The 25,775-nt window shown below is 45.6% G+C and carries 22 protein-coding genes and 1 riboswitch; of the genes, 17 read left to right on the forward strand and 5 right to left on the reverse strand.

The genetic code is table 11. From position 1 onward, the window contains the following. The first annotated feature begins 5 nt into the window (after nt 1-5). The 4 genes from ACFODW_RS03250 (at nt 6) to ACFODW_RS03265 (ending at nt 6,178) form a co-directional block, all read left to right on the forward strand. Entirely contained in the window at nt 6-866 is an 861-nt protein-coding gene (locus ACFODW_RS03250; RefSeq protein WP_390302918.1) for a manganese catalase family protein, read from the forward strand. Between the two features lie 391 nt (nt 867-1,257). Continuing rightward, complete coding sequence (locus ACFODW_RS03255; RefSeq protein WP_390302921.1) at nt 1,258-2,661, forward strand: sodium/glutamate symporter; 1,404 nt, start codon at nt 1,258-1,260, stop codon at nt 2,659-2,661. Between the two features lie 21 nt (nt 2,662-2,682). Further along, nucleotides 2,683-3,867, forward strand: a complete 1,185-nt coding sequence (locus ACFODW_RS03260) for a cation:proton antiporter (protein ID WP_390302924.1) — start codon at nt 2,683-2,685, stop codon at nt 3,865-3,867. Between the two features lie 154 nt (nt 3,868-4,021). Then, nucleotides 4,022-6,178 (forward strand): type IA DNA topoisomerase, encoded by a 2,157-nt coding sequence (locus ACFODW_RS03265; protein ID WP_390302927.1) that lies wholly within the window; start codon nt 4,022-4,024, stop codon nt 6,176-6,178. A gap of 184 nt (nt 6,179-6,362) precedes the next feature. On the opposite strand, the gene ACFODW_RS03270 is transcribed toward ACFODW_RS03265, so the two are convergent. Then, nucleotides 6,363-6,872: a class I adenylate-forming enzyme family protein gene (locus tag ACFODW_RS03270; RefSeq protein ID WP_390302930.1), complete on the reverse strand. Its 510-nt coding sequence runs from the start codon at nt 6,870-6,872 to the stop codon at nt 6,363-6,365. Between the two features lie 247 nt (nt 6,873-7,119). On the opposite strand from ACFODW_RS03270, the gene ACFODW_RS03275 reads away from it, so the two are divergent. The 5 genes from ACFODW_RS03275 to ACFODW_RS03295 all read left to right on the forward strand — a co-directional run bounded on the left by ACFODW_RS03275 (nt 7,120) and on the right by ACFODW_RS03295 (nt 11,872). After that, complete coding sequence (locus tag ACFODW_RS03275; RefSeq protein WP_390302933.1) at nt 7,120-7,830, forward strand: SDR family oxidoreductase; 711 nt, start codon at nt 7,120-7,122, stop codon at nt 7,828-7,830. Nucleotides 7,831-8,027: 197 nt separating this feature from the next. Beyond that, entirely contained in the window at nt 8,028-9,236 is a 1,209-nt protein-coding gene (locus tag ACFODW_RS03280) for an NAD(P)/FAD-dependent oxidoreductase (protein ID WP_390302936.1), read from the forward strand. Nucleotides 9,237-9,723: 487 nt separating this feature from the next. After that, on the forward strand, nt 9,724-9,975 hold the full coding sequence (locus ACFODW_RS03285) for a hypothetical protein (protein ID WP_390302939.1): 252 nt from the start codon (nt 9,724-9,726) through the stop codon (nt 9,973-9,975). Nucleotides 9,976-10,093: 118 nt separating this feature from the next. Continuing rightward, nucleotides 10,094-10,924, forward strand: a complete 831-nt coding sequence (locus tag ACFODW_RS03290; RefSeq protein ID WP_390302942.1) for an ABC transporter ATP-binding protein — start codon at nt 10,094-10,096, stop codon at nt 10,922-10,924. A gap of 75 nt (nt 10,925-10,999) precedes the next feature. Next, complete coding sequence (locus ACFODW_RS03295) at nt 11,000-11,872, forward strand: VanW family protein (protein ID WP_390302945.1); 873 nt, start codon at nt 11,000-11,002, stop codon at nt 11,870-11,872. Here the strand turns inward: ACFODW_RS03295 and ACFODW_RS03300 are convergent. Continuing rightward, complete coding sequence (locus ACFODW_RS03300; RefSeq protein WP_390302948.1) at nt 11,869-12,231, reverse strand: thiol-disulfide oxidoreductase DCC family protein; 363 nt, start codon at nt 12,229-12,231, stop codon at nt 11,869-11,871. The two genes, ACFODW_RS03295 and ACFODW_RS03300, sit on opposite strands and share 4 nt — an antisense overlap. 153 nt (nt 12,232-12,384) lie before the next feature. Here ACFODW_RS03300 and ACFODW_RS03305 point away from each other — a divergent pair, with 153 nt between their 5' ends. The 3 genes from ACFODW_RS03305 to ACFODW_RS03315 are packed head-to-tail and all read left to right on the forward strand — an operon-like array spanning nt 12,385 to nt 16,000. Next, nucleotides 12,385-12,960 carry a nitroreductase family protein gene (locus ACFODW_RS03305; RefSeq protein ID WP_390303008.1) on the forward strand — a complete coding sequence of 192 codons (576 nt, stop codon included), beginning with the start codon at nt 12,385-12,387 and terminating at the stop codon, nt 12,958-12,960. Between the two features lie 19 nt (nt 12,961-12,979). Further along, the gene (locus ACFODW_RS03310) at nt 12,980-13,975 is read left to right on the forward strand and encodes an ABC transporter substrate-binding protein (protein WP_390302951.1); all 996 of its coding nucleotides are present in this window, start codon (nt 12,980-12,982) and stop codon (nt 13,973-13,975) included. 6 nt (nt 13,976-13,981) lie between these two features. Beyond that, on the forward strand, nt 13,982-16,000 hold the full coding sequence (locus tag ACFODW_RS03315) for an iron ABC transporter permease (protein ID WP_390302954.1): 2,019 nt from the start codon (nt 13,982-13,984) through the stop codon (nt 15,998-16,000). A gap of 197 nt (nt 16,001-16,197) precedes the next feature. Here the strand turns inward: ACFODW_RS03315 and ACFODW_RS03320 are convergent, their stop codons facing one another. Next, nucleotides 16,198-18,141 carry an aconitate hydratase gene (locus tag ACFODW_RS03320; protein ID WP_390302957.1) on the reverse strand — a complete coding sequence of 648 codons (1,944 nt, stop codon included), beginning with the start codon at nt 18,139-18,141 and terminating at the stop codon, nt 16,198-16,200. A 216-nt stretch (nt 18,142-18,357) separates the two neighbouring features. Next, on the reverse strand, nt 18,358-18,894 hold the full coding sequence (locus ACFODW_RS03325) for a YceI family protein (protein ID WP_390302960.1): 537 nt from the start codon (nt 18,892-18,894) through the stop codon (nt 18,358-18,360). A 363-nt stretch (nt 18,895-19,257) separates the two neighbouring features. Then, nucleotides 19,258-19,357: riboswitch (TPP riboswitch) on the forward strand. Nucleotides 19,358-19,453: 96 nt separating this feature from the next. Here ACFODW_RS03325 and thiT point away from each other — a divergent pair. Then, nucleotides 19,454-20,026, forward strand: a complete 573-nt coding sequence (gene thiT, locus ACFODW_RS03330; protein WP_390302963.1) for an energy-coupled thiamine transporter ThiT — start codon at nt 19,454-19,456, stop codon at nt 20,024-20,026. Nucleotides 20,027-20,119: 93 nt separating this feature from the next. Further along, on the forward strand, nt 20,120-20,245 hold the full coding sequence (locus ACFODW_RS03335; RefSeq protein WP_390302966.1) for a hypothetical protein: 126 nt from the start codon (nt 20,120-20,122) through the stop codon (nt 20,243-20,245). A 164-nt stretch (nt 20,246-20,409) separates the two neighbouring features. Here ACFODW_RS03335 and ACFODW_RS03340 read toward each other — a convergent pair whose 3' ends face one another. Next, on the reverse strand, nt 20,410-20,760 hold the full coding sequence (locus ACFODW_RS03340) for a general stress protein (protein WP_390302969.1): 351 nt from the start codon (nt 20,758-20,760) through the stop codon (nt 20,410-20,412). A 130-nt stretch (nt 20,761-20,890) separates the two neighbouring features. Between ACFODW_RS03340 and ACFODW_RS03345 the strand changes: the two genes are divergently transcribed. The 3 genes from ACFODW_RS03345 to ACFODW_RS03355 all read left to right on the forward strand — a co-directional run bounded on the left by ACFODW_RS03345 (nt 20,891) and on the right by ACFODW_RS03355 (nt 25,732). Then, on the forward strand, nt 20,891-22,309 hold the full coding sequence (locus tag ACFODW_RS03345; protein ID WP_390302972.1) for a hypothetical protein: 1,419 nt from the start codon (nt 20,891-20,893) through the stop codon (nt 22,307-22,309). A gap of 89 nt (nt 22,310-22,398) precedes the next feature. Then, a complete protein-coding gene (locus ACFODW_RS03350) occupies nt 22,399-23,781 on the forward strand; it encodes a Glu/Leu/Phe/Val family dehydrogenase (protein WP_390302975.1) in 1,383 nt (460 codons plus the stop codon). A 208-nt stretch (nt 23,782-23,989) separates the two neighbouring features. Next, entirely contained in the window at nt 23,990-25,732 is a 1,743-nt protein-coding gene (locus tag ACFODW_RS03355) for a carbon starvation CstA family protein (protein WP_390302978.1), read from the forward strand. The last annotated feature ends 43 nt before the right edge of the window (nt 25,733-25,775 follow it).

A 25,775-nucleotide genomic window follows, 5' to 3' on the forward strand; every position in this document is an offset into this window, starting at 1 on the left:
GCAAATTGTTCTACCATGTGAAAGAGTTACAATACCATGCCAAACCGGAACGTCCCGATCCGATTTATGCAAAGAAGCTGCAGGAGATATTGGGCGGCCAGTTTGGTGAAATATCTGTAGCAATGCAGTATCTTTTCCAGGGCTGGAACACAAGAGGCGATGGTAAATACCGTGATCTTTTGATGGATACTGGTGCGGAAGAGATGGCACATATAGAGATGCTCGCAACAATGATTGCCAGACTTTTGGATGGTGCACTAGATGTAGAGTTTGAGGATGCAGCCAAAAATCCGGTGGTAGCGGCTATCCTTTCAGGGGAAAATCCACAGCATAAAATTGTTTCTGGGTTGGGGGCCATGCCATCAGACAGTGTAGGCAACCGCTGGACGGCCGATTACATTATTGCAAGCGGAAATCTTCTCGCCGATTTCCGGGCGAACTTGAATGCGGAATCACAGGGCCGCCTTCAAGTAGCGAGACTTTATGAGATGACCAACGACCGTGGTGTGAAAGATATGCTATCCTGGCTGCTGGCTCGTGATACTATGCATCAGAATCAGTGGTATGCTGCAATAAGGGAGCTGGAAGAGAAGGAAAACATTGTAGTACCTAGCACATTTCCGAGGGAACTGGAAAAACAGGAAGTAGCCTATACGTTATTCAACTATTCAAAAGGGCATGAAAGCGCAGAGGGAAGATGGGCGCACGGTCCGAGCATGGATGGGTGCGGTGTGTTTAATTACGTCGATAAGCCGGTGGCATATGGAGAAGTACCACATTTGAAGCCTGCCCCTCCGTATATATTTGATACACCTCCTTGGGCAATGAGAAAGTCGGACGATTTGCCGGACCCGGATATGAAATAAACATGTCTACCGAGGTTGGAACAAAATTAAATTGCTTTACTCAAAAGTTGAACAATGAACTGAATTAGCGAAGGAAATATACGTAGACTCCAACGGGAGGAGAGGCCTAGGTGAGACCCCGAAGTGCGATAGCACTCGGAGGCTCAGCAGCCGCCCGTGGAAAAGCGAAGTAAATTTCCGCAGCGCCATTTCACTAGATTTCTAGCTAGTTCGGTTTTTCTTTTGATTAAACAATTTTGTCCCAACCTCGTATCTTTATAGCATCAGCTGTGTGGCCGACAAGTGGCTCAGGGCATGGTTTAGTCAGAAGGATAATTTTACCCTTTCCAGTTTCAAGGGAAATAATCAGGGGAATAAATCTATCAATATCATAAAAAAGGAGGGTTCAGCCTTGTCCCCTGAGCAAATAGGTTTTGCTTTATTATACTTAGGAGTATTTCTTCTTATTGGTAAATGGATACGTATTAGGGTGAAATGGCTGCAGAATTTATTCCTGCCATCATCTGTGATTGGCGGATTTCTAGCATTGCTTTTAGGGCCTCAAGTACTCGGCAGCATGCTTCCGGTAGGCGAAGAGTCATTCTGGGCCACTGGAATTCTTTCCCCGGAAGTGGTGCAGGTATGGGAAGAAATCCCAGGCCTGCTGATCAATGTCGTGTTCGCCACCTTATTTTTAGGGGCTACACTACCGAGTCTTTCAAAAATATGGAATGTCGGGGGGCCGCAGCTGGCCTTTGGCTGGACATTGGGCTGGGGGCAGTATGTCATCGGTATTCTTCTTACCGTGTTGGTGTTATCCCCTGTATTCGGATTGCCACCAATGGCGGGAGCGCTCATTGAAATAGGGTTCGAGGGAGGACACGGCACCGCGGCCGGGCTGCAGTCCACCTTTGAGGAGATGGGCTTTGCAGATGCTTATGACTTGGCTATCGGGTTAGCCACTGTCGGTATTCTATCCGGAGTGATTGTGGGAATCATCCTCGTCAACTGGGGTGTCCGACGGGATAAAACAAATGTCATCAAGGATGTACGGGATTTTTCCACCCTAAGGAAGGCCGGCATTATGGAATTTGAAAACAGGGACCCGGCAGCAAAAATGACGGTCCGTCCCGAATCGATCGAACCGCTTTCCCTGCATTTTTCTGTAGTAGCGCTAGCTATTTTGACGGGATATCTGCTCCTGCAATTTCTCATATGGCTGGAGAGTGTTACTTGGGGTGCCTGGACAGGCTCCGACTTTATGACATATATCCCGTTATTCCCGCTGGCCATGATCGGCGGTATTTTGGTACAGGCTTTCTTCCATAAAGTGGACAATGCTAAATTGCTGGACCGTCCGATGATCAATCGGATCCAAGGGTTTGCCCTGGATCTACTGATACTCACTGCCATTGCTACCGTATCCCTCGATGTGATCGGCCAACATATTGTACCATTCCTGTTGCTGGCAGCAGCGGGTATTGCCTGGAATGTATTCGGATTTCTAATTCTGGCACCACGCATTATTCCCACTTACTGGTTTGAACGCGGGATTGGCGATTTCGGCCAATCGATGGGGATTACAGCAACAGGGTTACTGCTAATGCGTGTAGTCGATCCGGAAGCAAAGTCGCCTGCTTTTGAAGGGTTCGGCTATAAACAATTGGTATTCGAGCCGTTCCTTGGCGGCGGTTTGGTCACGGCATTGTCCGTACCGCTGATCTATCAACTGGGTGCCATGACATTCTTGATTTTTGCTGCGGTTATGTGCTTGATCGGACTGCTCGTGGGATTGCTCCACTTTGGCAGGAAATAGAGAAAAAAGGAGTCGTTGCAGTTGACCTCTCATCATATATTGTTATTGCTTCTAATTGGATATATTGTCTATTCGATTGATAAAAAACAGAAGAATTTCCCTGTACCGGTAGTACTTGTCCTGATCGGACTGGTTTTATCCTTCGTCCCATATTTCGATGAAGTTACCATCAGCCAGAAGATGATATTCAATGTTTTTCTTCCTGCTTTACTGTTTGTCTCGGCATACAGCTTTCCTTTGGATGCTTTGAAGAAAAACAGATGGATTATTATCACCCTTGGAACAGGCGGGCTGATGCTGACAGTTCTATTGCTGGGGGCAGCAATCTATGCGGCGGCCAATCTGTTTGTTGCCGTATCGCTGACAGGAGCTCTCTTAGTAGCATCCATATTGGCCCCGACTGATCCGGTTTCGGTTGTATCGATTTTAAAGCAGTCTACCGACAATGAAAAGATTGCCGATATCGTTGAAGGGGAATCGATGCTGAATGATGGAACCAGTATTGTCCTGTTTACGATCTTCCTAGGCATGTTCCTCAGTGATAAGGGTTTTTCCATCGGTGGATTTATAGGTGAATTTCTGCTTGTCTCCGTTGGTGGTGTGGTACTGGGATTGGTTTTTGGCTGGCTGATGAGCAAAGCTGTCCATTACTCGCACCACCGGACCTATCAGGTGATGCTGAGCATCATTATTGCCTACGGAAGCTTTTACCTCGGGGAATTGATAGGGGTGTCGGGTGTGCTTGCAACAGTGACAGCAGGCCTAATGCTTTCTTTCGAGTTTGGCCGGAATATTAAAGAGGATCATTTCCGAGAATCGTTGGATGGGTTCTGGGATGTGGTGGAGCCATCGATACTTGCTTTGTTATTTCTTTTAATCGGAATACAGGCGGCAGATTACTTGATTTTTTCCGGCTGGACATTAGCAGTAATCATCTTTCTTCTGTCACTCCTGGTCCGCTGGACGGTACTTGCCGGCCTGACATTGACAGTGGCAAAGTGGAAACACCTATTCTCTTGGAAGGATACAGTATTAATATCCTGGTCGGGTATTAAAGGCGCCATGTCTGTTGCCCTATTGATGGGGTTTGAAGCGGCGGCAGAAAGTGATGATTTGTTGGTGTCGCTGTCATTCGCAGCTATTGTACTTTCCCTTGTTATCCAGAGCGCAGGCGTCTATCCACTCACAAAAAAACTGAAGGGCTAGTTAGAATCTTCAATGGAACTATTCCATTGAAGATTTTTCCTTTTCCAGGGCGATTGTTTGTTCGCCATGCATTATGATAGTATAATAGAATAATAGCTGCTAAAAAATTCCTCTGAACATTCTCCTCCAATTTACAGACGAAATAGGTGATGATATGAAGTTAATACTTGCAGAGAAACCCTCCGTAGCAAAAAACATTGCAGACGCATTAGAAATCCACACAAAGCGGGACGGTTACTTTGAGGGAAACGGCTACCTGATTACATGGGCATTTGGTCATTTGGTCGAATTGTATGATGCCAAGGATTATGACAGCAAACTGGCACGTTGGAAAATGGATAATTTCCCTTTTATTCCGCAAAACTTCCAATATAAAGTGAAAAGCAATCCACGGGACAGGAGTCAGACGGATACAGGTGCAGCCAAACAACTGAAGACCATTCAAACGCTGATAAACAGAGCAGATGTGGAAGCGATCATTTCAGCGTGTGATTATGACAGGGAAGGCCAGCTGATCGGTGACAGTATTATCTATCGCGGTGGAAAGCAGAAAAAACAAGTCTACCGTCTTTTGCTCAATGAATGGACAAAGAAAGAAGTTATTAGAGGACTGGAGAATATCCAGCCGAATGACAGCATGAAAAGCCTTCGGGATGCAGGGATCAGCAGGCAGTGGGCCGACTGGGTAATCGGCATTAATCTCACCTCTGTCGCCACCCTGAAATATCAAGAAGGAAAGGGAAAGGCGCTCAATATCGGGCGTGTCCTGCTTCCGACTCTAAAGATTATTTATGACCGGGATAAGGAAATAGCCGAATTCAAGCCGGAGAATTATTTCAAATTGACAGCTGACTTTGAAACAGAACGAGGTGCAGCCTATCAAGGAATCTACCAGGAGGGGAAGGACGAAAAGTTCAAGGACCAGGAGAAGCTCCAGGTGGTCAAGGAAGCGATGCGTAATAAGATGGGCATCGTAACAGACAGGCAGGTGGAAAAGAAAAAGGAATTTCCGCCATTTTTGTTCAACCTGTCAAACCTGCAAGGCTATATCACCAACCGGTATAATGGATGGACTTCCGATAAAGTGCTGAAAGCAGCCCAGTCCCTCTATGAAAAGAAGTTGATCACTTACCCGAGAACATCCAGTACCGCCTTGGACGAAAGCCTGGCAGGAAAGACGGCACATGTTCTGAAGGTTCATGCGGAAGCCTCTCGGTTCAAGGAAGAGATAAAGTTTTTGAAAAGCAGGCGAGTTTTCAATAATGCGAAGGTTGAAAGCCATAGCGCAATCATTCCAACTTATTTGAAGCCGAAACGTCTCAGCTCGGATGAACAGATCGTCTACCAAGCCATCCTTAACCGGTTCATTGCGCAGTTTATGCCGGTTGCCGAATATGAAGAAACCAGGTTGCAGACAGAGGTGGAAACAGTCCAGGGGACCTTCATCTCGAAAGGCCGGGTCCAACTCGTTGAGGGGTGGAAGAAGGTAGAAGATATCCAATCCAAGCAAACGCTCCTGCCAATTGTAGAAGTAAATGAGAAGGCAGCCATTTCGGACGCCGAAATTTCCTCCCATGTTACAAAGCCACCAAAAAAACATACGGAACGAACATTGTTAAAAGTGATGGAGACATGCGGGAAAAATTATCAAGATGAGGAAAACGAAGAGGAAGTGGGGAGCATCCTTGCAGGCTTTAGCATCGGCACAGCGGCAACTAGAGCGGAGACGATAAAAAAGCTCAAAGAAGTTGGCTATATAGAGGCCAAAGGAAAGAATTTGAACTGTACTACACTGGGAAGGAAAATGGTTGAAACATTTCCTGTCAAAAATCTGTTTGATCTCGGGTTCACAGGAAGACTGGAGAAGGGGCTTTCTGATATACAGAAAGGGAAGGCAGAGAAGCAGGCATTTCTGCAGATGATTTTCCATTTCATTAATGAATCCGTTGATATCATCAAAAATGGGGAAGAAGTGATTATTCGCCAGCTTGGCAGCAAACCGGCAGCCAAGGAGGTGCTTGGTACATGTCCAGAATGCGGCGGTGAAGTGAAGGAAGGCTTTAAAGGATTTGGGTGCAACGGATATGGGAAGAAGTGCCAGTTCATGGTTTGGAAAAATGATAGATACCTTGCTGCCATGAGGAAAAGGCCGACCAAGACAATGGTAAAATCTCTGCTAAAAAGCGGGCAGGCCCATGTTAAAGGATTGACGAGCAAAAAAGGTAAGAAGTTCAGTGCCTATCTATCCTATAAAAAGAATGAAGACAAGGGCTACTACAGTTGGGAGATGGCATTTAAGAACAAGAAATAGTTTGAGGGGCCTTCCTTTGCTGCAATGGATTTTGAGGAAGAAAACGATATCTGCGATTTTATCGCATAGGAAAAGCCGGGCATGCTCCCGGCTTTATCGCTGTTAAGGAATGTTGAGGTGATGGCTATCCGACTTTATATACCGTTGACCCGGGTATCCTGCATCGTTTGTTCCGATAGGATTTTTAAATAATATCACGCAATTGGATTTTGAGTATTTTTCCGCTGGCCGTTTTCGGAAGCTCCTCCATAAACGTGAATTGCTTAGGGCAAGCAGGCGGATCCAACCGCTCAGCAGCATAGTCGATCAGCTGTTGCTCCGTTAATTGGGAGTCTTCATATGGAACGACAAAGGCGTGGGTAACCTCCCCTAATTCTGCATCAGGCAGCACTAATACAGCCACTTCCTCGACTTCCGGATGCTGATATAAGACTCTTTCTATTTCCAGCGGAGACAATTCCTCTCCATCATGAATAGTATCTCTATTCCGCTCTACCACATGAATACGGCCTTCTTCATCAATGGTTCCCATATCTCCCGTGCGCAGCCAGCCATCTGGAAGCTCCTGCCCTGCTTCGCTGATTGGGGTCACGCCGTTCCCTTTGACAATAATTTCGCCGACTTCTTTGCCGTTGGGAGTAACATCTTTGCCATCTTTACCCACGACACGTACTTGTGTATCAACCAATTTCATCCCCACCTTCTATAGTTAATGATGTATTTATCCTGTTTATTGAGAATATTATAACACACTTTCAATGTAAGCGTTTAACTTTAACTTGGTGAGTAGGACGATATGAAAATGGAATCACTTGAGTAAGTAGAGCTAATTGAAAAAGGGCAAGAGAAATGCTTACAATAGAATGGAAAAGGGAATCAGTCAATAAAGAAAGAATGGATGAGAAAATGCTCTCTGACATATTGCGAAGGAGGCCTGATTGGTGATGAAACTAAAAGGGAAAACGGCAATTATAACTGGTGCAAGTGCGGGGATCGGCCAAGCGATAGCCGAGCAATTGGCTGCGGAAGGATCTAATGTAGTGCTGGCCGCTAGGAGTACCGGCAAACTGAAGGATCTAGCGGAGAAAATCAATCAAAAAACAGGAGGAAAAGCTCTGGATGTGCCGACAGACGTAACGGATAAGTCTGCTGTTGATGAGCTTTATAACAGAGCCATTGATAGTTTTGGAACAGTGGACATTTATGTTAATAACGCTGGTCTAGTCCTTTCATCTGCAATAACCGACAGGGAAGTAGGCGAATGGGATAAAATGGTGGACGTCAATATCAAAGGAGTACTATATGGAATAGATTCCGTTCTGCCACATATGCTGGAGAAGGCCTCGGGGCATATTGTAAATATCGACTCTGTTTCCGGCCATGAAGTGAATAAATCGAGCGCCGTATATGCAGCGACTAAGTATGCGGTCCGTGCTATCTCCGAAAGCCTGGAGAAGGAACTTGCCCGTACCGGAGTAAAAGTCAGCAATATTTCTCCAGGACGGGTGAATACCGAAAGAGTGCTGAAAAAACTCGGAGACGACCCGGAACGCAAGCCGTTGCAACCAGAAGATGTAGCCGGTGCTGTTGTCTATGCCGTTACCCAGCCTGATTATGTAAATGTGAATGAAATTATTGTCAGGCCGGTGTAAGTTTTGGTTTGGAAGGGATAAAGAAATTATTAGCGTAATCTAAAGAACTTTGCTATTATGGTTATGATATTCTAAGCAATCCGTTTGTAAGCGTATTGGAAATAATAGGTATGGCTTTGTGAAATAATTAATTTGTCCAAACGCTTAGGATACTTCCAACCATATGAATCAGCTGGAAAAAGAAAGGGGAAAGTTCAATGACTAAACCAAAGATCGTCGTTCTGGGAGCAGGGTACGCAGGACTGACAACTACTAAGCGTCTGACACAGCAATTGAGCCCAGAAGAAGCGGAGATTGTATTGGTCAACAAACACAACTACCATTATGAAACTACATGGCTCCATGAAGTTGCAGCCGGCACCATCAACCCTAATCAGGCCCGTGTCATGATTAGCGATGTAGTGAACCCAAAACGGGTACGGCTTATTTATGATAATGTTGTAAAAGTGAAAAAGGACGAAAATATCGTCGTACTGGAAAACAGTGAAATCAGCTATGATTATCTTGTGTTCGCCCTAGGCTTTGAATCCAATGATTTCGGCATTAAAGGAATGGATGAACATGCATTCGCTATTGAGGACATAGATTCCAGCCGATTGATCAGCGAGCATATCGAGTATCAGTTTGCAAAATATAAAACAGAGGAAAACCCAGATGAAAACAGCTTGCATATACTAGTAGGCGGTGCCGGATTCACTGGGGTAGAATTTGTAGGAGAGCTTGCGGAAAAAGTGCCGGAGCTTTGCAAAAAATATGACATCGACCGCAGTAAGGCCCGCATCATCAATGTGGAAGCGGCCCCGTCCATTCTCCCGATGTTTGATAAGGATTTGGTGGAGTATGGCAAGAAATCGCTGGAAGACCGCGGTGTTGAGTTCCGTATAGGCGCCCCGATCTCAGAATGTACATCGGAAGGCTTCATTGTCGGTGATGATGATGAGCTGATCAAAGCTGGTACAGTAGTATGGACCGGCGGCGTCAAAGGAAGCAGTGTATTGGAAGCATCCGGGTTTGAATTGACAAAAGGCAAAGTAAATGTGGACGCAGACCTTCGTATGCCTGGTGAAGATAATCTCTTTGTTCTTGGTGATTGTTCTTGGGTATGGAACAAGGAAGAAGATCGTCCATACCCACCGACAGCCCAGCTTGCCATGCAGGAAGCAAATGTCACAGCAAGAAACATCAAGGCATTGATTTACAACCAGCCTCTGGAAGATTTTGTTTTCAAGAGCAAGGGCACTGTAGCTTCTCTTGGTACAACCGATGGAATCGGAAACGTACTCGATGGCCGCAAGCTTCAAGGCAAGGCAGCTGCCGCCATGAAGAAAGTAGTCGACAACCGTTCCTTATTCCTCATCGGCGGACCGAAACTTCTGCTGAAAAAAGGGAAAGTACGTCCTTTCTAATATTTCATGCCGATCCATTATACGGGGAGAAACGTAAAATTTGAGGAGGTAGGTTTCAAATGAAAAAAGGGACTTTATACGGGATTTTACTTGTAATTGCTTCCGTTATCGGATACAGAATGGCAAGTGATTTCATCGAGGAGACAAGAGATTTCCGTTAATTATAAAAAGCATGGCCCTCGGTACTGTACCGGAGGCCGTGTTTTTTTAAATCAACGGGAAATATATTTAGTACTTATTAGGTTTGTAAACGAGGTTAGCGACGTCCAGCCCGGCCATTTCAGAGGGGGGCCGCCTTTCCTTGCGATTGGCCGGGGTCTACCTTATGTGCCTATGTCGGAATCCATCTATGATTATGAGACCAGCCTGCCTGAAAGCCCGTATTCATTGGCTGGGCGACACGCTCTTTCGTTTCGACGGGAGCTGTGTGCGGTATGTCACTGACACATGTTCATGAATGGAGTAGAATGAAGTCAGGAGGGATATTGTGTCGATTGAACTTATTATTTTATTGATTGTATTGTTTATAGCTGCAATAGGAGGTACTTTTTTTGCCTTCAAACAGGAAGAAAAGAAAATGAAGAAGTATGAAGAGGAAGGGCATACACCAGAGGATGAAATGAGACGATCCTTGGAATATGAAAAAAGTTCACTAAAGTCCAACGTGCCCCTGCAAATTTGGATTTATACCATAACTATCGTCATATCTCTAGTGGCATTCGGTCTGTATCTTTTTTAAATCAGCGCTAATTGAAAACAATTATCATTGACTAAATCGCCATCAACCAATAAACTAAAGGTAAGATAATGACGACGATTAAATAGGAGCAAGTCGTAATATAAGGGGAGCGGATTCCATGAAGACACTATCAGCGAATGGCCTGACACTTGGTTATGGTGACAGCATTATTATAGATGAATTGGACATTACTATCCCAAAGGGTGAAATCACTGTATTGATCGGGGCGAACGGCTGTGGAAAATCCACGCTGCTTCGGTCAATGGCCCGTCTGCTCAAACCGAAGAACGGGGATGTAGTCCTGGACGGAGAGGATATTGCAAAAATGGCGACAAAAGAAGTTGCCAAGAAATTATCCATTCTTCCCCAGAGCCCGGTGAGCCCGGAAGGCTTAACCGTTTATGAGCTTGTTAAACAGGGGAGAAATCCGCATCGGAAACTGCTAAAAAAATGGTCGGGTAAAGACGAGGAAGCCGTCAACCATGCACTTGAGTCCACAAATATGCTGGAATTGAAGGACCGGTTTGTTGACTCTCTTTCCGGTGGACAACGACAGCGCGCATGGATTGCTATGACCTTGGCCCAGGAAACGGATACCATTTTACTGGATGAGCCTACGACCTATCTGGATATGACCCATCAGATTGATGTGTTGGATTTATTGTTTGATCTTAATGAAAGAGAAGGGCGTACAATTGTGATGGTGCTCCATGATTTGAATCTTGCCTGCCGTTATGCCCATCATATTGCTGCAATTAAAGGAAAAAAAGTATTTGCCCAGGGAAAGCCTGAAGAGATTATTACTTGCAATCTGGTGCAAGACGTCTTTCAAATGAAATGTGATGTCACCTTTGACCCCATGTTCGGTACACCGATGTGTATCCCGCATGGGAAAGGCCGCTGCATATTTGCTAATAGGCCGAATCCAGCATCAGCTAATATAGGATGATGTAATACCCGCCTGCCATCAAGGCGGGTATTTTTTTAGCCTTTTCCCACACAATAATGGGGAGGAGGTGTAATCATGAGAAAGATAACTTCTTTCATCTTGTGTATCTGGCTGCTGATGGTCCCATTTCAGTCGCTTGCCAAAACCTCAGAAGAAGATGAGCCTGTCACCTTGAAAAGGGCCGAGATTGAACAATATGAATTAAGCTATACAGGCGGAACTTTCGTGGATAATACCAAGTTGAATGGTCTGATGGACATGATTGAAAAAAAGGTATATAAAGAACCGCAAAATGCTTACTTGGACGATAATGGACAGATAGTGGAAGGAAAACCCGGTGAAACGATAGACCGCAACAAATTCGATCTCTTGTTTCGGAAAGCCTTTTATAATAAAAAGATAGCCCATATGAAAGTGCCAAAGAGACCGATTTATCCAAGAGTAGATAAAGCGATGATGACAGAGATAAGTAAAAAAGAATTGGGCAGTTACACGACCAGCTTCAGAAAAAGCAATGTTGAACGTTCCCATAACATCGAACTGGCTGCTGAGGCAATCAATAACCATGTCCTTTTTCCGGGAGAGACTTTTTCTTTCAATGAAGTGGTAGGGGAGCGTACAGAGGAAAAGGGCTATGAACGGGCTCCAGTGATTGTAAGGGGAGAACTCACAGAAGATATAGGTGGAGGTATCTGCCAAGTATCATCCACCTTGTTCAACGCTGTCGACTTGAAAGGGGTAAAGATTGTAGAACGCTATGCCCACAGCCGGCGTGTCCCTTATGTTCCACCAGGACGGGACGCCACAGTCAGCTGGTGGGGCCCTGATTTTGTATTTAAAAACCTCTATAATGAGCCTATTCTTATTCGGGCACTCGTCCGGGATGGGAATATGATTGTCAAGATAATGTCTTCGGAGACGGCCGAATATTTCACGGGAGACGATTAGTGTTCCGGACTTTTATCTATTCTGCATGTATCCCCCTGGCAATGGTTTACAGGGACAAGCTTCCTGTTGGCAGCAATCTTCCCATAGATATAGTTCCCTAATCCAACCCATTTGAACAAGTATAGAAATGGCAGCAATATCCACAGGGCAGGCAGGAGTTTGGCAATATTAATAATTGCATCATATCCATTCCACCACTTGCCCTTATGCTGCACATGCAGACTCTCCTCCATTTCCTTCGGGTAATTCTCCAGTGTGCGGAACGAGCGGAATATTAATTTGTCTCGCCAGTCAAGCTTTTTCCATATATTGGAGGATGTTGTACATAGCTTGCAGTAACTGTCATAATAGACGATCATTCGAATCCCTCCTTATCACATATATTACCATCCTTCATTCTTTTAAAACAGCTCTCCAATATAGTTGACAGCTAGGATGCTTTCCTTTAAGATAAATCTGAAAATGATAATCGTTTTCAATTAGGGGGGGGTGGAGATATCAATCTTACCGAAATAGTACGAGGTAGAAGGACAATCCTTGATTACAAGCCGCAGAAGATAGACAAGTCGCTGTTGGTCGAATTATTCGACCATGCAGCATATGCGCCGAACCACCATATGAAAGAGCCGTGGAAAATCAGAGTTTATGAAGAGGATGCAAGGTCCTCATTCGGAGAAAAGATTGTCGACAGCTATATCAGGCTGGGTTTACTGAAGACTTCTGATGAACAAAAGCTTGCAAAGGCCCGTCAGTCTTATGATCAATTTTTCACCTCTATTCCACATCATTTGCTTTTTTATATGGAAAAGGAAGATGATGGCGGTTATCTTGACGATGAAAACTTTGCCGCTGTCTGTGCTTTTATACAAAACTTCCAGTTGTTGGCATGGGAAAAAGGGATTGGTACGATGTGGACGGCAAAGGAAACGCTCAGAGATGATGTCTTCATCAACGAAATCGGCCTATCTCCGGAGAAGCATAAATTAGTGGCTGTTGTTCAAGTTGGCTATCCTAATAAGATACCAAAGCCAAAAAAGCGGACACCGCTAGGGGACCATATTGGATGGTTCAGGAGTAAGGAAATATAATCAGACAGGAGAGATAATTATGAAGAAATTGATTACATATACTGTGGCATTATCCATTATTTTATTTTTAGCCGCCTGTGGGGGCGGTACTGAAGAGTCAAATGAAGCGGAGAATCAGCAGGAGACCGCCGAGAGAACCGTTACCGTGGAAGATGCCAGAGGTGAACAGACAATTGAAGGCACGCCGGAAAATATTGTGGTGCTTGAATGGTCTTATGCCGAGCATTTACTTTCTCTAGGCATCCAGCCTGCCGGTGTAGCTGATATGGATGGCTTTCATGAATGGGTGAACATAGATAAATCGTTTGACGAAAGTGTACAAGACGTGGGGACAAGGCAGGAGCCAAACCTAGAAGCAATAGCCCGGCTGAATCCCGACTTGATTATCGCAGTAGATTTCAGGCATGAACAATATCTGGACAGTTTGGAAGATATTGCTCCAGTGGTTACTTTTGCCCCATATGGAGAAGAAGCAATTCAGAATCATTACCAAAATATGCTCGAAGAATTCCAGACCGTTGCTAAAATTGTAGACAAAGAAGAAGAAGCGCAGAAGGAAATTGAAGGGCTGGAGAACTTCATTGCTGAACAGAAATCAAGGGTTGAAGAAGCAGGGTTGGAAGGTTCCGATTATATCGTCACCCAAGCTTTTTCAGCACAAAACACACCAACACTGCGATTGTTTACCGAGAATTCGATTGTTGCCCAGGTGATGGACAGATTAGGTTTTGAGAACGCCTATCAATCCGAAAATGTAGAGCCGTACGGTTACAGCGAGGTTACGGTGGAAGCATTACAGAATTTCCAGGAAGAAGACCTCCAATTCCTTTATATCGTTCAGGAAGAGGATAATATCTTTGAGAACCAGCTGGCTGGAAATCCTGTATGGGAGAACCTTACGTTCGTACAGGAAGGCAATACTCATGCATTGCCAGGGGATACATGGACCTTTGGAGGAGTGTTATCAACGGAAGTACTGACCGAACAACTGGTTGATGCCATGGTGAATGAGTGATAGAAGATGACAGTATTTAAAAATTCCATGAAGGCGGTTCTTACCTTTGGAGGGGGAACCGCACTTTTATGTCTTTTAACCTTTATCCATATTAACCAAGGGAATGTTTTCATTCCCTTGCATGAAATAATGGCCGCTATCTTCTCACCGGAGGATATAATTGAGCACCATACCGTCCGGATATTAAGAATGCCTCGTGCGGTAATGGGGATCATTGCGGGGGGAGCTCTTGCAGTTGCAGGGGTGATTTTGCAGACTGTTACCAGGAATCCGCTAGCATCCGCGAGTACGCTGGGTATCCACTCGGGGACATATTTTGCTGTTGTTTTTACTACCATCTTTTTTCCGGCAGCAGTGCTGGGAAATGGGATGATTCCTGCTTTTGCAGGTGGTATTGCCACGTTTGCAGCTGTATTTGTCTTAGCCGGAGGAAGCAGGGCCGCGCCAGTAAGAATGGTGCTTTCCGGTATGGTTGTCACCCTGCTGTTCTCGTCTCTTACCAGTGTTCTGCAAATTTTCTATGAGAACGAAACGGCAGGCCTGTTCCTGTGGGGGTCGGGGACGCTTGTACAAAATGATTGGGAAGGTGTCCGTTTTTCTCTGCCTATTACACTGGCTGCTTTGGCAGTCCTTCTGGTGATGAGTTTTAAGCTGGACACACTGACCTTAGGGGACGATGTTGCCGTATCGCTGGGACAGCGTGTAAATGGAATAAAGTTCACAGCCATTCTTTCGGCCGTCATGCTGACATCCGTGACAGTAAGTGTCGTAGGCCCCATCGGTTTTGTAGGATTGGTTGCTCCTCATATCATTAAGCTGATTGGATACCGGAAACATCTGCCGCTCATCCTTGCCTCCTTTATATGGGGAGGGGTGGTACTGTTGCTTGCAGATATCTTGGCAAGGGTTATTGATCCGACTTTTGCTGAGCTTCCGGTTGGTGCGATAACTGCTTTGATAGGTGCCCCGTGGCTGATCTACTTAGTAATGCGAATGAAAAAAGAGCGGGATGGGGAAGAGACGGCATCGGTTACGGCGGGCAAGTCGACAAAGGGCATCCCGCTAAAAATAATTATTCCCTCCCTTTTGGGTGCCATTATTCTGGCAATCTCAGTCAGTATGGCCAGCGGCAACTACGGCTTTGAACCGGTGATGACCTTCCGGGCTCTATTTGGAGACAATGATTTCATGCAGGGTCTTATCGTCGACCTGCGGCTGCCTCGCGCTCTTGTAGCGCTGCTCAGCGGTATGGTGCTTGCGGCCAGCGGACTGTTGTTTCAAGGAGTGCTAAGAAACCCTTTGGCAGATCCTTCCGTCATAGGGATTACTTCAGGCGCAGGAGTCGGAGCGTTGGTAATGATGTATGTTGTCGGAGGGGCGGCTTTGTGGGTGCCGGTTGGAGCAATGGCCGGTTCCTTGGTGTTTTTTACAGTCGTTATGCTGCTTGCTATGCGGGCCCGTTTTCAGCCAACCACATTGGCATTATTAGGGATAGGTGTCTCCGCATTTGGCTCTGCAATCATACAAATTCTCGTCGTTCAAGCTGATATGGGAGTTGCCTCTGCACTTACCTGGCTGTCCGGTTCAACCTATGCAACGGGCTGGAAGGAACTGCTTTACTATCTGATTTGGCCTATCTTACTGCTGCCTTTTCTATATCTCGGCATTCGCGTGCTTGATACATTGGCACTTGGCGATGATACCGCCAAAGGCCTAGGAATCAAGGTAATGTCGGCAAGGTTTCAGTTGGCCTTTCTTGCAACTATTTTGGCCGCCTTCAGTGTTGCAGCAGTCGGCGCCATTGGATTTGTCGGTTTAATTGCTCCTCATTTTTCAAGACTGCTGGTAGGCCCTTCTAATCAGAGGCTGTTGCCGGTAACAGTACTAGTGGGAGGCCTATTGCTGGTAATCGCTGACCTGCTAAGCCGTACAGTGCTTGCGCCGAATGAAATTCCTGCAGGCATTCTTGTTGCTATTGTAGGTGCGCCTTACTTCCTTTGGCTGATGAAGAAAAGAAGTGTATGACAGCTATAGGAGAGGTTGGGACAAAAGTGTTTAATTAAGACAAGAAGCCGAACTAGCTAGAAATCATGTTTGGTGGAAATAGCTGGTTCGAAAATATACTGAGCTTTCCACGGGCGGCTCAGCTAGAGGATTAAATAAATAAAAAAAGCTGCCCAGGACGATATACCCGGGCAGCTTTTTTTATTTCAACAAGTCGGTTAATGTCTTGCTTTTGTCCAGTTGATCAGACCGCCATGGAGAATGATATCCTTCTGACGATTTGTCAGATTATGATTTACTTGGATCTCCTCTCCTTTGTCCTGCAAAGTGGCGGTTAGACTAGAACCAGTCTTCACCTGGTTCCTTAAGTCTTTAAACGTGATCACTTCACCTTGCTCCAATTTTTCATAGTCCTCCTCATGATCGAACAGCAGTGGAAGAATGCCGAAATTGATTAAATTCTGCCAGTGGATACGTGCAAAGTCCTTCACGAGGACAGCACGGAGTCCAAGGTATCTTGGTGCCAATGCAGCATGCTCCCGGCTGGAACCTTGGCCGTAGTTAAAACCGCCGACAATGGCATGCCCGCCGGATTCTTTCGTATTGACTGCGCGCTCTGCATAGGTGGAATCTACCTGCTCATAGGTGAATTTGCTGATGCCCGGAAGGTTGCTCCGGTATGGAAGGACACGAGCACCTCCGGCAAGGATTTCGTCCGTAGAAATATTATCGCCAACTTTTAACAGTACTGGAAGTTCCAGTGTATCTGGCAATTCATCCATTTCTGGAATGGAAACGATATTCGGACCCTTGACAAGATCGGTCTGTTTAGCTTTCTCTTCAGGGAGAGGTGCGTCCAATAGACGATCATCAACATTGACATTTTCTGATTCAGAAACATCCGGATAGTCCATATCCAGGGTGCGAGGGTCGGTGATTTCACCAGTTAATGCGGAAGCAGCCGCCACTTCCGGGCCACATAAATATACACTGTCCTCGCGGGTACCTGACCTGCCTGGGAAATTCCTAGGTGTTGTCCGCAAACTGTTTCTTCCTGTTGCTGGAGCCTGCCCCATACCGATACAGCCGTTGCATCCTGCCTGGTGCAGTCTGGCACCTGCACTGAGCAGACTGGCGATATGAAGGTCATCCACCAGGTTGGTCAGCATTTGCCTGGATGTCGGATTAATATCAAAGGACAGGCCTGGAGCAATGGTTTTATTCTTGACGATTTCCGCTGCCATAGCAAAATCCCGAAATCCCGGGTTTGCCGAGGATCCTATATAAGACTGATAGATAGGTGTTCCAGCTACTTCTGTTACTGGAACAACATTTCCGGGACTCGACGGCTTGGCAACCAATGGCTCCAGCTCAGAAAGGTTGATTTCATCGTCTATGTCGTAGGTGGCATCTTTATCTGCAACTACTTCTACCCAGTCATCCTCCCTATGCTGGATGCGGAGGAATTTCTTCACCTCTTGATCAGAAGGGAATACGGTAGTAGTTGCCCCTAGTTCAGCTCCCATGTTTGCTATGACGTGGCGATCCATGGCACTGAGGTTATCCAGTCCAGGTCCATAGAATTCGATGATTTTGCCGACACCGCCTTTAACATCGTAACGTCTCAGAAGTTCAAGGATGACATCTTTAGCACTTACCCAATCCGGCAGTTCGCCTGTCAGCTTCACTCCAAATATTTTTGGCATGGTAATGTATATTGGTTCTCCCGCAATGGCCATGGCCACATCGATGCCGCCTGCTCCCATGGCGAGCATACCCATACAGCCGTTTGCACATGTATGGCTGTCGGAGCCCAGCAGTGTCTTGCCTGGAACGGCCAGTCGCTGCATATGGACAGGGTGGCTGACACCATTGCCAGGTCTGCTGTAGTAGATGCCAAACCGCTTTGCAGCGCTTTCAAGAAATAGATGGTCATCCGGATTCTTACTGTCTACCTGGATAAGGTTATGGTCGACATATTGAGCAGAGACCTCTGTCTTGGCATAATCCAAACCCATCGCTTCCAACTCCAGCATGACCATGGTACCGGTTGCATCTTGGGTGAGGGTCTGGTCAATTTTCAGTCCGATCTCTTCGCCTGGTTTCATTTCTCCAGACACTAAATGATCTTTGATCAGCTTTTGTGCTACATTTAAACCCATAAATCCCATTCCTCCTTTTTATAGATAGTTTACCTCAAGGAAGTTAACTTCAAACAATGCAGAGAGAAGGGAATGCAATAAAAGAGGCAGTCTCATCGAAAAGATGATTCTGCCTCTTTTTCTTTGTTGACGGAGTCACGCCGTCTTAACCTCGTGTGTTGAGCATGGTAAGTACATAGCTATTCAGGCAATTATGCTCTTCCTTGATGCTTGGTATTATTCCGCTTTATGTGCTTCAATCTCTGCATGAACTTTGATGTCCTCACCGACGAGGACACCGCCTGTTTCTACAGGTGCGTTCCATGTCAGTCCGAATTCTTTCCGGTTGATGGTGGTGTCCGCGCTGAAACCTGCCACGATATTGCCGCTCATAGGATCCTTGCTTTGCCCTTCATAGACTACATCGACAGTGACCGGTTTGGTTGTACCTTTAATAGTAAGATCCCCAGTTACATCATAATTGTTGCCTGATTTCTTTTTGATATCCGTAGCAACAAAGGTAATCTTCGGGTATTTCTCCACATCGAAGAAATCCTCGCCGCGAAGGTGGTCATCACGGCCTTCCTGTCTTGTATCAATACTTGCTGCGTCAATAGTTACCTCTACATTTGAGTCCGTCAAGTCTTCTACGTCTGCCTCAATTACCGCAGAAAAATCGTTGAAAGTTCCCTTTACTTTAGAAATCATCATATGTTTTACTGTGAAGCCAACTTCACTATGTGCGGTATCTACGTTCCAAGTTGTTTTAGCCATTCATTATCCCTCCAAATTATAGTATCTTGCGTTAGTTACTTTATGTTACTAAGTATAAGTTTATAAATAACGAATGTCAAGGCAAAACATCTTTAATTCAAGTGATTATTTCACATGGCCTAGAAATTCTATATTTCCAACGGTGAGGTGGAGACCCGAACGCAGGTGGGACCACTGGAAAAAATGAGAAGAGACTGGGAGGCAGGGGCCTATATAAGCTGACTATTGGATCAATGTGTGGAATAGCTGGGCTGTCCATGAATCTATCTTCTTGCTTGAACGTCAGCTCTCCAGCCGGCTGGACTTTTTGTTGAATTGATAGGACAGGTAGTATACAATACTAGTAGCAAAAAAAGTGAATGGAAAGCCTGCAGGGGGAGCCATGTGGCTGAGAGTGGACAAATGTTCAGACCCTTTGAACCTGTTAGTTAGTACTAGCGCAGGGATGGTGGCTTTCTTGATGGTAAAAAGCAATGTGAGCGGAACTGTTCCCATCAGGAAGTCTTCCCCTTGGCATTGCTTTTTTTGTGTGCAGAAAAACTGCTGGGGAGGTTATTATATGAAGTCCGGCAAGACATTATTTCTGATAGAAGTAGCTGTATTTACTGCATTAGCACTATTGTTGGATATACTGCCCTTCCTGTCATTTAAGGTTTGGGCGATGGGAGGCTCTGTGTCTTTTGCTATGATTCCCGTGTTTGTTGTGGCCTTCCGCTGGGGGCTGAAGGGCGGTCTTTTATCCGGCTTCCTATGGGGTATTCTTCAGGTGGCAACAGGGACCGCTTATATTCTTCATCCTATACAGGGGCTGTTGGATTACCTGGTTGCCTTTACGGTGATTGGGTTTGCGGGTATATTTGCCCGCAGAATCCAGCAGGCAGTGAAAGAAGGCCATACCAAAACCTATCTATCTTATATTACGGCAGGGGCTTTTATCGGATCGGCACTTCGTTTTCTGGCACATTATATTGCGGGAATCGTATTTTTCGGTTCCGCAGTGGAGGGGCAGCCAGCATGGTTATATTCCCTTCTCTATAATGGTTCCTATATGCTGCCATCTTTTATCCTGAGCACCCTGATCATATTCTTCTTATTCCATAAGCAGCCCAGAATTCTATTGAGAGCTTCATAGCTTGCCAGTTTCGCTCACAGAAAAGCAACCTCTATGGCACAGGAGGTTGCTTTTTTAATAGAATAGAAATATGTAGAAGGAGGGTGAACCATCTTGCGGGAATTAGTGGGAAGCTGCACTGTCTGTGGGAAAGAGATTTATTGTGAAAATGGTTTTTTTGACGGAGAGCAGAAGGATGGGGATTTGTACTGCCATGAATGTGCCGGCTTGGAGGACTAGAGGATGCATGGCGGTTGGATCCGTTAAGACGGATTGGCGAATACCCGAGGAGACAGGCGGGCAATTTGCTGAGGGTCTAGGCTGATTGATGCTGTTCCTGCCCATGAAGGAGTAAAAGCAAAAAGAACACGAGCTGGGATTCGCCAGCTCGTGTTCTTTTTGCTTTAGAGTAAATAACTGTTTATATTTTCATAGTTGGTAACAATCAGGAAAATTTTCCCTTCGTCCATCTCTTCTTCATATTGCTCCGCTTCTTCTTGGGAGAAGCCGATATCTTTTAGTTTCGTCCGCAATTCATCTCCCTGGCTCTTGAATACGGTACCTACAGCGTCGGAGAAGCCCATTTCGTCCGTACCAATTGTGTTGGCATCAGCCCCGCCGGCTACACGTTCCGTACGATCTTCATCATGGGAAATGATATATACATCATCTTTATTTACCCCTTTATCTTTCAGTACACTTACATCAGTTTTCAGCTGTTCATCGTTTGTATATCCTTTTATAAATGGTTTCATTCAGCATCCTCCTTCATAGTAGATTTATTGTTTTTATTCCCCTGGAGTTAATTGCTAAACATAGCAGTAGCGTTTTAGAAGCTTACTGCATAGGCTGTATAACTAATTCTTGAGGAGAGGCGTGGTCTATATGGGCTTGGAAGTCTCCCATTGGTTATATGGTTTATTTACGCTCGCTATTATTGTGGTGATGATCTTCCGTAAAGGGGTAGTATTTCCCACATTATTGGGAACGTTTGTCATCGCCTGGGTATACAAGGGCAGTTTGCTTGATGGCTTCACTGCAATTTTCAATGCCAATTTGGTAGCCGCACAGGAGCTATTCAGTATTTTTCTCATTATTACTTTCATGCTGGCATTGCTGAATTCTTTACATGACCTAGGTGCCGATCGAAAAATGATCCAGCCGATTCAGAGAATGATGGTCAATGGTCATGTGTCCTTCTTTGTTTTAGTGGGTGTCACGTATCTTATTTCTCTGTTTTTTTGGCCGACACCTGCTGTTCCTCTGATCTGTGCCTTGTTGGTTCCAGCAGCTGTTAAAGCCGGACTGCCCGTAATGACAGCTGCTGTGGCTATTGCGCTTGCAGGTCAAGGAATGGCCCTTTCTTCAGACTATATTGTTCAAGTGGCCCCGAGTCTGTCTGCTTCTTCCACTGGACTGAACGCCGGTTTGATTGCTGATAAAGCTTTATTGCTGTCGCTGTTTGCTGGTGTGACGGCTATCCTTTTTGCCTATTTGCTGTACCGCAAGGAAATCCGTGCGCCCCAAGACGTTCGGAATGAGGAGGAGTTCCAAAAGCTGCAGTCAACAACGAAGAGTGAGAGGAATAAGGCACAGACAAAGCATCTCTCTGCGTGGAGTAAGGTTTTTGCAGTCCTCGTTCCATTATCGCTTCTTGCGGTAGTCATATTTATGATGTACAGTAAGCTTCATTCAGGAAGTACAGGATTGATAGGTGGAGATGGGGCGGCTTTTGTCGGTGGAGTTGCCGTCATTCTGCTGCTGCTTTCCACACTGGCCTTCGGTAGACAGCATGCACTAGATTATATTACAAATCATATTACAGATGGCTTCGTATTTGCTTTCAAGGCGATGGGGCCGGTCATACCGATTGCTGGATTTTTCTTTTTGGGAAGCTCCGAATTTTCCGGTACGATTCTGCGAGTGGATGAAGATGCACCTGCACTACTGTTCGACTTGGTCAATGCGACCCAGGAATACCTTCCTCAGAGTGCTTTGCTCGCGGCCTTGAGCATACTGGTGATTGGTATAATAACCGGGCTGGACGGTTCTGGCTTCTCCGGACTCCCTCTTACGGGTGCACTAGCTGCTTCCCTCGAGACAGGGGCAATAGATGCTCCTACATTGGCGGCGCTCGGACAGCTTGGGGCGATTTGGACCGGCGGCGGTACGATTGTGGCATGGTCTTCTCTCATCGCGATTGCCGGCTTTTGTGGTGTATCTGTTATGGAATTGGTACGGAAGAATTTTCTCCCTGTGATGGCCGGCCTATTTATTGCAACCCTTGCAGCAGTCTTTATTTAATAACAAGCCAGCTTCTGATCGAATAGAGCTTTTGATTTCTCTTCAGTCGGGTATAGAGATATATGAATACTTGAACAGGAGGGATAATTGTGCCAGATAGTTCAAAAGAGATTGTTCAGGAGTCGTTGGCAGCATTGAGGGAGGATCCGACATTTCTTCCGGACCTTGAGGGGGAATCCAGGGAGAAGGCTTTTACTTCTCTGGCTTCCATCATTTCCACCCCCAACCATGTCCATAAATCCTATTTAAGAGTTCGCCTGGAGGATAATCGTGTAGAGCGGATTCCCTCTTTTCGGGTGCAGCACAATAATATGCTCGGCCCCTATAAAGGAGGAATCCGTTATCATCAATCAGTGGAAGAATCCGAGGTAGAAGATCTCGCCTCACTGATGACACTGAAGAATGCGTTGCATGAAGTGCCTTTTGGGGGAGCAAAGGGAGGAGTGGTCATTAACCCATCTGATTTCAGCGAGAAGGAGCTATATACGATATCCAAGAAATACGTCCAGTACTTTAGTGAAATCCTTGGACCGGAAAAGGATATCCCGGCCCCCGATGTAGGTACCAGTGAACGGGAAATGGATTGGATGATGGGTGAATACAAAAGCATTCACCCAGGCCAGAAATACAGGGAGAGCTTTACGGGAAAAAGTGTTCTCAATGGCGGCTCTCTCGGCAGAAGGGAAGCAACCGGAAAGGGTGTCTATTTCACCCTGCGCTATCTGCTTCATGACTTTGTCCAGGAAAATAGAGATTGGCTTGGGGAACGGGAAAGCATGTATGCGAAAACAGCATTGGAGTATCAGGACCGCACATTGGATATAGCGGTACAGGGTTTTGGCAATGTGGGATCTGTAGCCGCATTGGAAGCCTATCAATGTAGTCACCTTAATAATAAGGTAGTGGCAGTAAGTGATAAAAATGTAACCCTGTATAATCCGGACGGTATTGATATTCCTGATTTGATCCGGTTCAGTTCCTCCAATCAAAACAATCTGCCAGTCAACGATGATGAGCTGAAAGAAGCAAATATCAAGGCAGACATTCTGGGCCGGGATGAGTTGTTGAAGCTGGACTGTGATGTACTCATTTTTGCAGCACTGGGCGGCCAGGTCCATGAAGGCAATATGGATACAATAAAGGCGAAAATTTTAGTAGAAGGTGCAAATGCTCCAATTACGGAGAGAGCGGATGAATATTTGAATGAACAAGGTGTCATTATCTTGCCGGATCTTTTGGCCAATGCAGGTGGAGTAATCGTCTCTTATCTGGAATGGCTCCAAGGGAGGGAAACCCAATTTCTTGAAGAGGAAGATGTGTTCCGGAATCTTACTAATAAGATGAGGAAGACGTTTGATACCATTTTTCCTCAGTACTTCGGTGACCGCCATTCTCTTCGAAAAAATTGCTATATCCACGCTGTGATGAAATTATCTACGATTATCTACCGGCAGGGAAAGTTGTATTACTAAAAAATAAGAGGGTGTTCCTTCCATGGAGCAGCCTCTTATTTTTTGGGCTTTATAGTTCTAAATTATTGAATAATTGTCAAATTATAATATAATTGTACTAGATAAGAGCGCTTTCACATAGCGTTTAACAGGACCTTATCCAGCTATCGGCCATAATTGGCCAGACATACAGGAAAATGGTCTTCAAAAAATGGGGGGAGGAAGAGAAATGCCAGGTATCGCGGTCGCAATAATTGGTTTGGTTATTTTTGCATTAGGCTACCGTTATTATTCCAAGTTTGTTGCCGAAAAGATTTTCAGGCTTGATCCGAATTACGTTACACCGGCCCATAAATATAAGGACGGGGTAGATTTTGTCCCGACAAATAAATTTGTACTTTGGGGGCATCATTTTACTTCTGTGGCAGGGGCGGCTCCTATACTCGGTCCTGCGATAGCTGTCTATTGGGGATGGCTGCCGGCCTTTCTTTGGGTAATACTCGGAACAGTGTTCGCTGCGGGTGTCCATGACTTTGGTACACTTGCCCTGTCGGTACGGAATAAAGGTCAGTCGGTAGGTACAATAGCGGATAAACTGATTGGCCAACGGGGGAAAATCCTGTTTTTGTTCATTATTCTTATTCTTGTATTAATGGTAAATGCTGTATTTGCCTGGGTTATTTCCAATCTATTTATCACATATCCGGCTAGTGTACTGCCTGTGTTTATTCAAATTCCATTGGCCATTTGGATTGGATATGCGGCATATAAACGCAATATGAAAATGCTTGTACCATCACTGATTGCACTTGCTGTCATGTATTTTACAGCGATTGTGGCAAGTGGAACAGAATTTCTGCAGATTGATCTAGTTAGATATATGGGTGGCGAAGACGGTACCGGCTTATTCGGGCTTGGTGCTGTATCAACGGCATTTCTCATTTGGATTGTCATCCTGATGGCTTACGTTTATATTGCATCTACTCTTCCAGTTTGGAAGCTGTTGCAGCCCCGGGACTTCATTAATTCTCATCAATTGGTAGTAGGACTGGCAATTCTGTATCTTGGTTTGCTTTTTACCAATCCCGAGATTACCGCGCCAGTCACCAATGCGAATGCCGATACTCCGTGGCTGCCGTTATTGTTCATTACCATCGCCTGTGGAGCAATTTCAGGGTTCCATGGACTGGTTTCTTCCGGCACTTCTTCCAAACAGTTGGATAAAGAGACGGACGCTCGTTTTGTCGGCTATTTTGGGGCAGTAGGTGAAGGAATTCTGGCTTTAGTATCCATTTTGGCGGTTGCAACCTTTTTCGCAAGCACCACCGAGTTTTCCAATGCTTATTCCGGGTTTGCGGAAGCGAATGCTATCGGCCTTGGAACATTTGTAGAAGGTGCGGCACAACTAGCCGGAGGGCTGGCGATTCCAGCTGGAGTAGCTACCACCATCGTTTCCATCATTGTCGTCAGCTTTGCAGCAACTACATTGGATACATCCGTCAGACTGATGCGCTACATCATTTCTGAGCTTGGTGCGGAATATCGTGTTCCGGCACTGACAAAAACCCATGTTGCTACCACGGTTGCAGTAGTATCCAGTGCGGCACTTGTGCTGATTCCGGAAGGGCCTAATGGCTTCGGGTCAGGGGGCTATCTGATTTGGCCACTGTTTGGTACATCCAATCAGCTGCTGGCAGGTATCAGTCTGTTGCTTGTATCCATTTGGCTTAAACGTCTAGGCAGAAATTATGCAGTTACATTGATACCGATGATTTTCCTGATGTTCATGACCCTGTATGCCATGTTCCAGCAAGTCATTTTTCAATGGTCTTGGTGGGGCAGCGATTCTAACATGCTGCTGTTCGTGCTTGGGGCAATTATCTTCGGTTTTACCTTATGGATTATCGTCACCGCATTTTCAGCTTTGACCGGAAAGTTTGATGAAGAAATGGATGAGGAGAAAAAAGCGTAAGAAATGAAGGGAAAGGGAAGAGATCATGTAGAATGGTCTCTTC

It is taken from the genome of Virgibacillus sediminis (genome assembly GCF_042643265.1).
GTDB classification, from domain to species: domain Bacteria; phylum Bacillota; class Bacilli; order Bacillales; family Amphibacillaceae; genus Virgibacillus_O; species Virgibacillus_O sediminis.

What these genes read in the sequence shown, in the direction of transcription:
- ACFODW_RS03265 (WP_390302927.1), top strand. Translation starts at nt 4,022, where the DNA reads ATGAAGTTAATACTTGCAGAGAAACCCTCCGTAGCAAAAAACATTGCA.
- ACFODW_RS03270 (WP_390302930.1), bottom strand. Translation starts at nt 6,872, where the DNA reads ATGAAATTGGTTGATACACAAGTACGTGTCGTGGGTAAAGATGGCAAA.
- ACFODW_RS03280 (WP_390302936.1), top strand. Translation starts at nt 8,028, where the DNA reads ATGACTAAACCAAAGATCGTCGTTCTGGGAGCAGGGTACGCAGGACTG.
- ACFODW_RS03290 (WP_390302942.1), top strand. Translation starts at nt 10,094, where the DNA reads ATGAAGACACTATCAGCGAATGGCCTGACACTTGGTTATGGTGACAGC.
- ACFODW_RS03295 (WP_390302945.1), top strand. Translation starts at nt 11,000, where the DNA reads ATGAGAAAGATAACTTCTTTCATCTTGTGTATCTGGCTGCTGATGGTC.
- ACFODW_RS03300 (WP_390302948.1), bottom strand. Translation starts at nt 12,231, where the DNA reads ATGATCGTCTATTATGACAGTTACTGCAAGCTATGTACAACATCCTCC.
- ACFODW_RS03310 (WP_390302951.1), top strand. Translation starts at nt 12,980, where the DNA reads ATGAAGAAATTGATTACATATACTGTGGCATTATCCATTATTTTATTT.
- ACFODW_RS03315 (WP_390302954.1), top strand. Translation starts at nt 13,982, where the DNA reads ATGACAGTATTTAAAAATTCCATGAAGGCGGTTCTTACCTTTGGAGGG.
- ACFODW_RS03320 (WP_390302957.1), bottom strand. Translation starts at nt 18,141, where the DNA reads ATGGGTTTAAATGTAGCACAAAAGCTGATCAAAGATCATTTAGTGTCT.
- ACFODW_RS03325 (WP_390302960.1), bottom strand. Translation starts at nt 18,894, where the DNA reads ATGGCTAAAACAACTTGGAACGTAGATACCGCACATAGTGAAGTTGGC.
- thiT (WP_390302963.1), top strand. Translation starts at nt 19,454, where the DNA reads ATGAAGTCCGGCAAGACATTATTTCTGATAGAAGTAGCTGTATTTACT.
- ACFODW_RS03340 (WP_390302969.1), bottom strand. Translation starts at nt 20,760, where the DNA reads ATGAAACCATTTATAAAAGGATATACAAACGATGAACAGCTGAAAACT.
- ACFODW_RS03345 (WP_390302972.1), top strand. Translation starts at nt 20,891, where the DNA reads ATGGGCTTGGAAGTCTCCCATTGGTTATATGGTTTATTTACGCTCGCT.
- ACFODW_RS03355 (WP_390302978.1), top strand. Translation starts at nt 23,990, where the DNA reads ATGCCAGGTATCGCGGTCGCAATAATTGGTTTGGTTATTTTTGCATTA.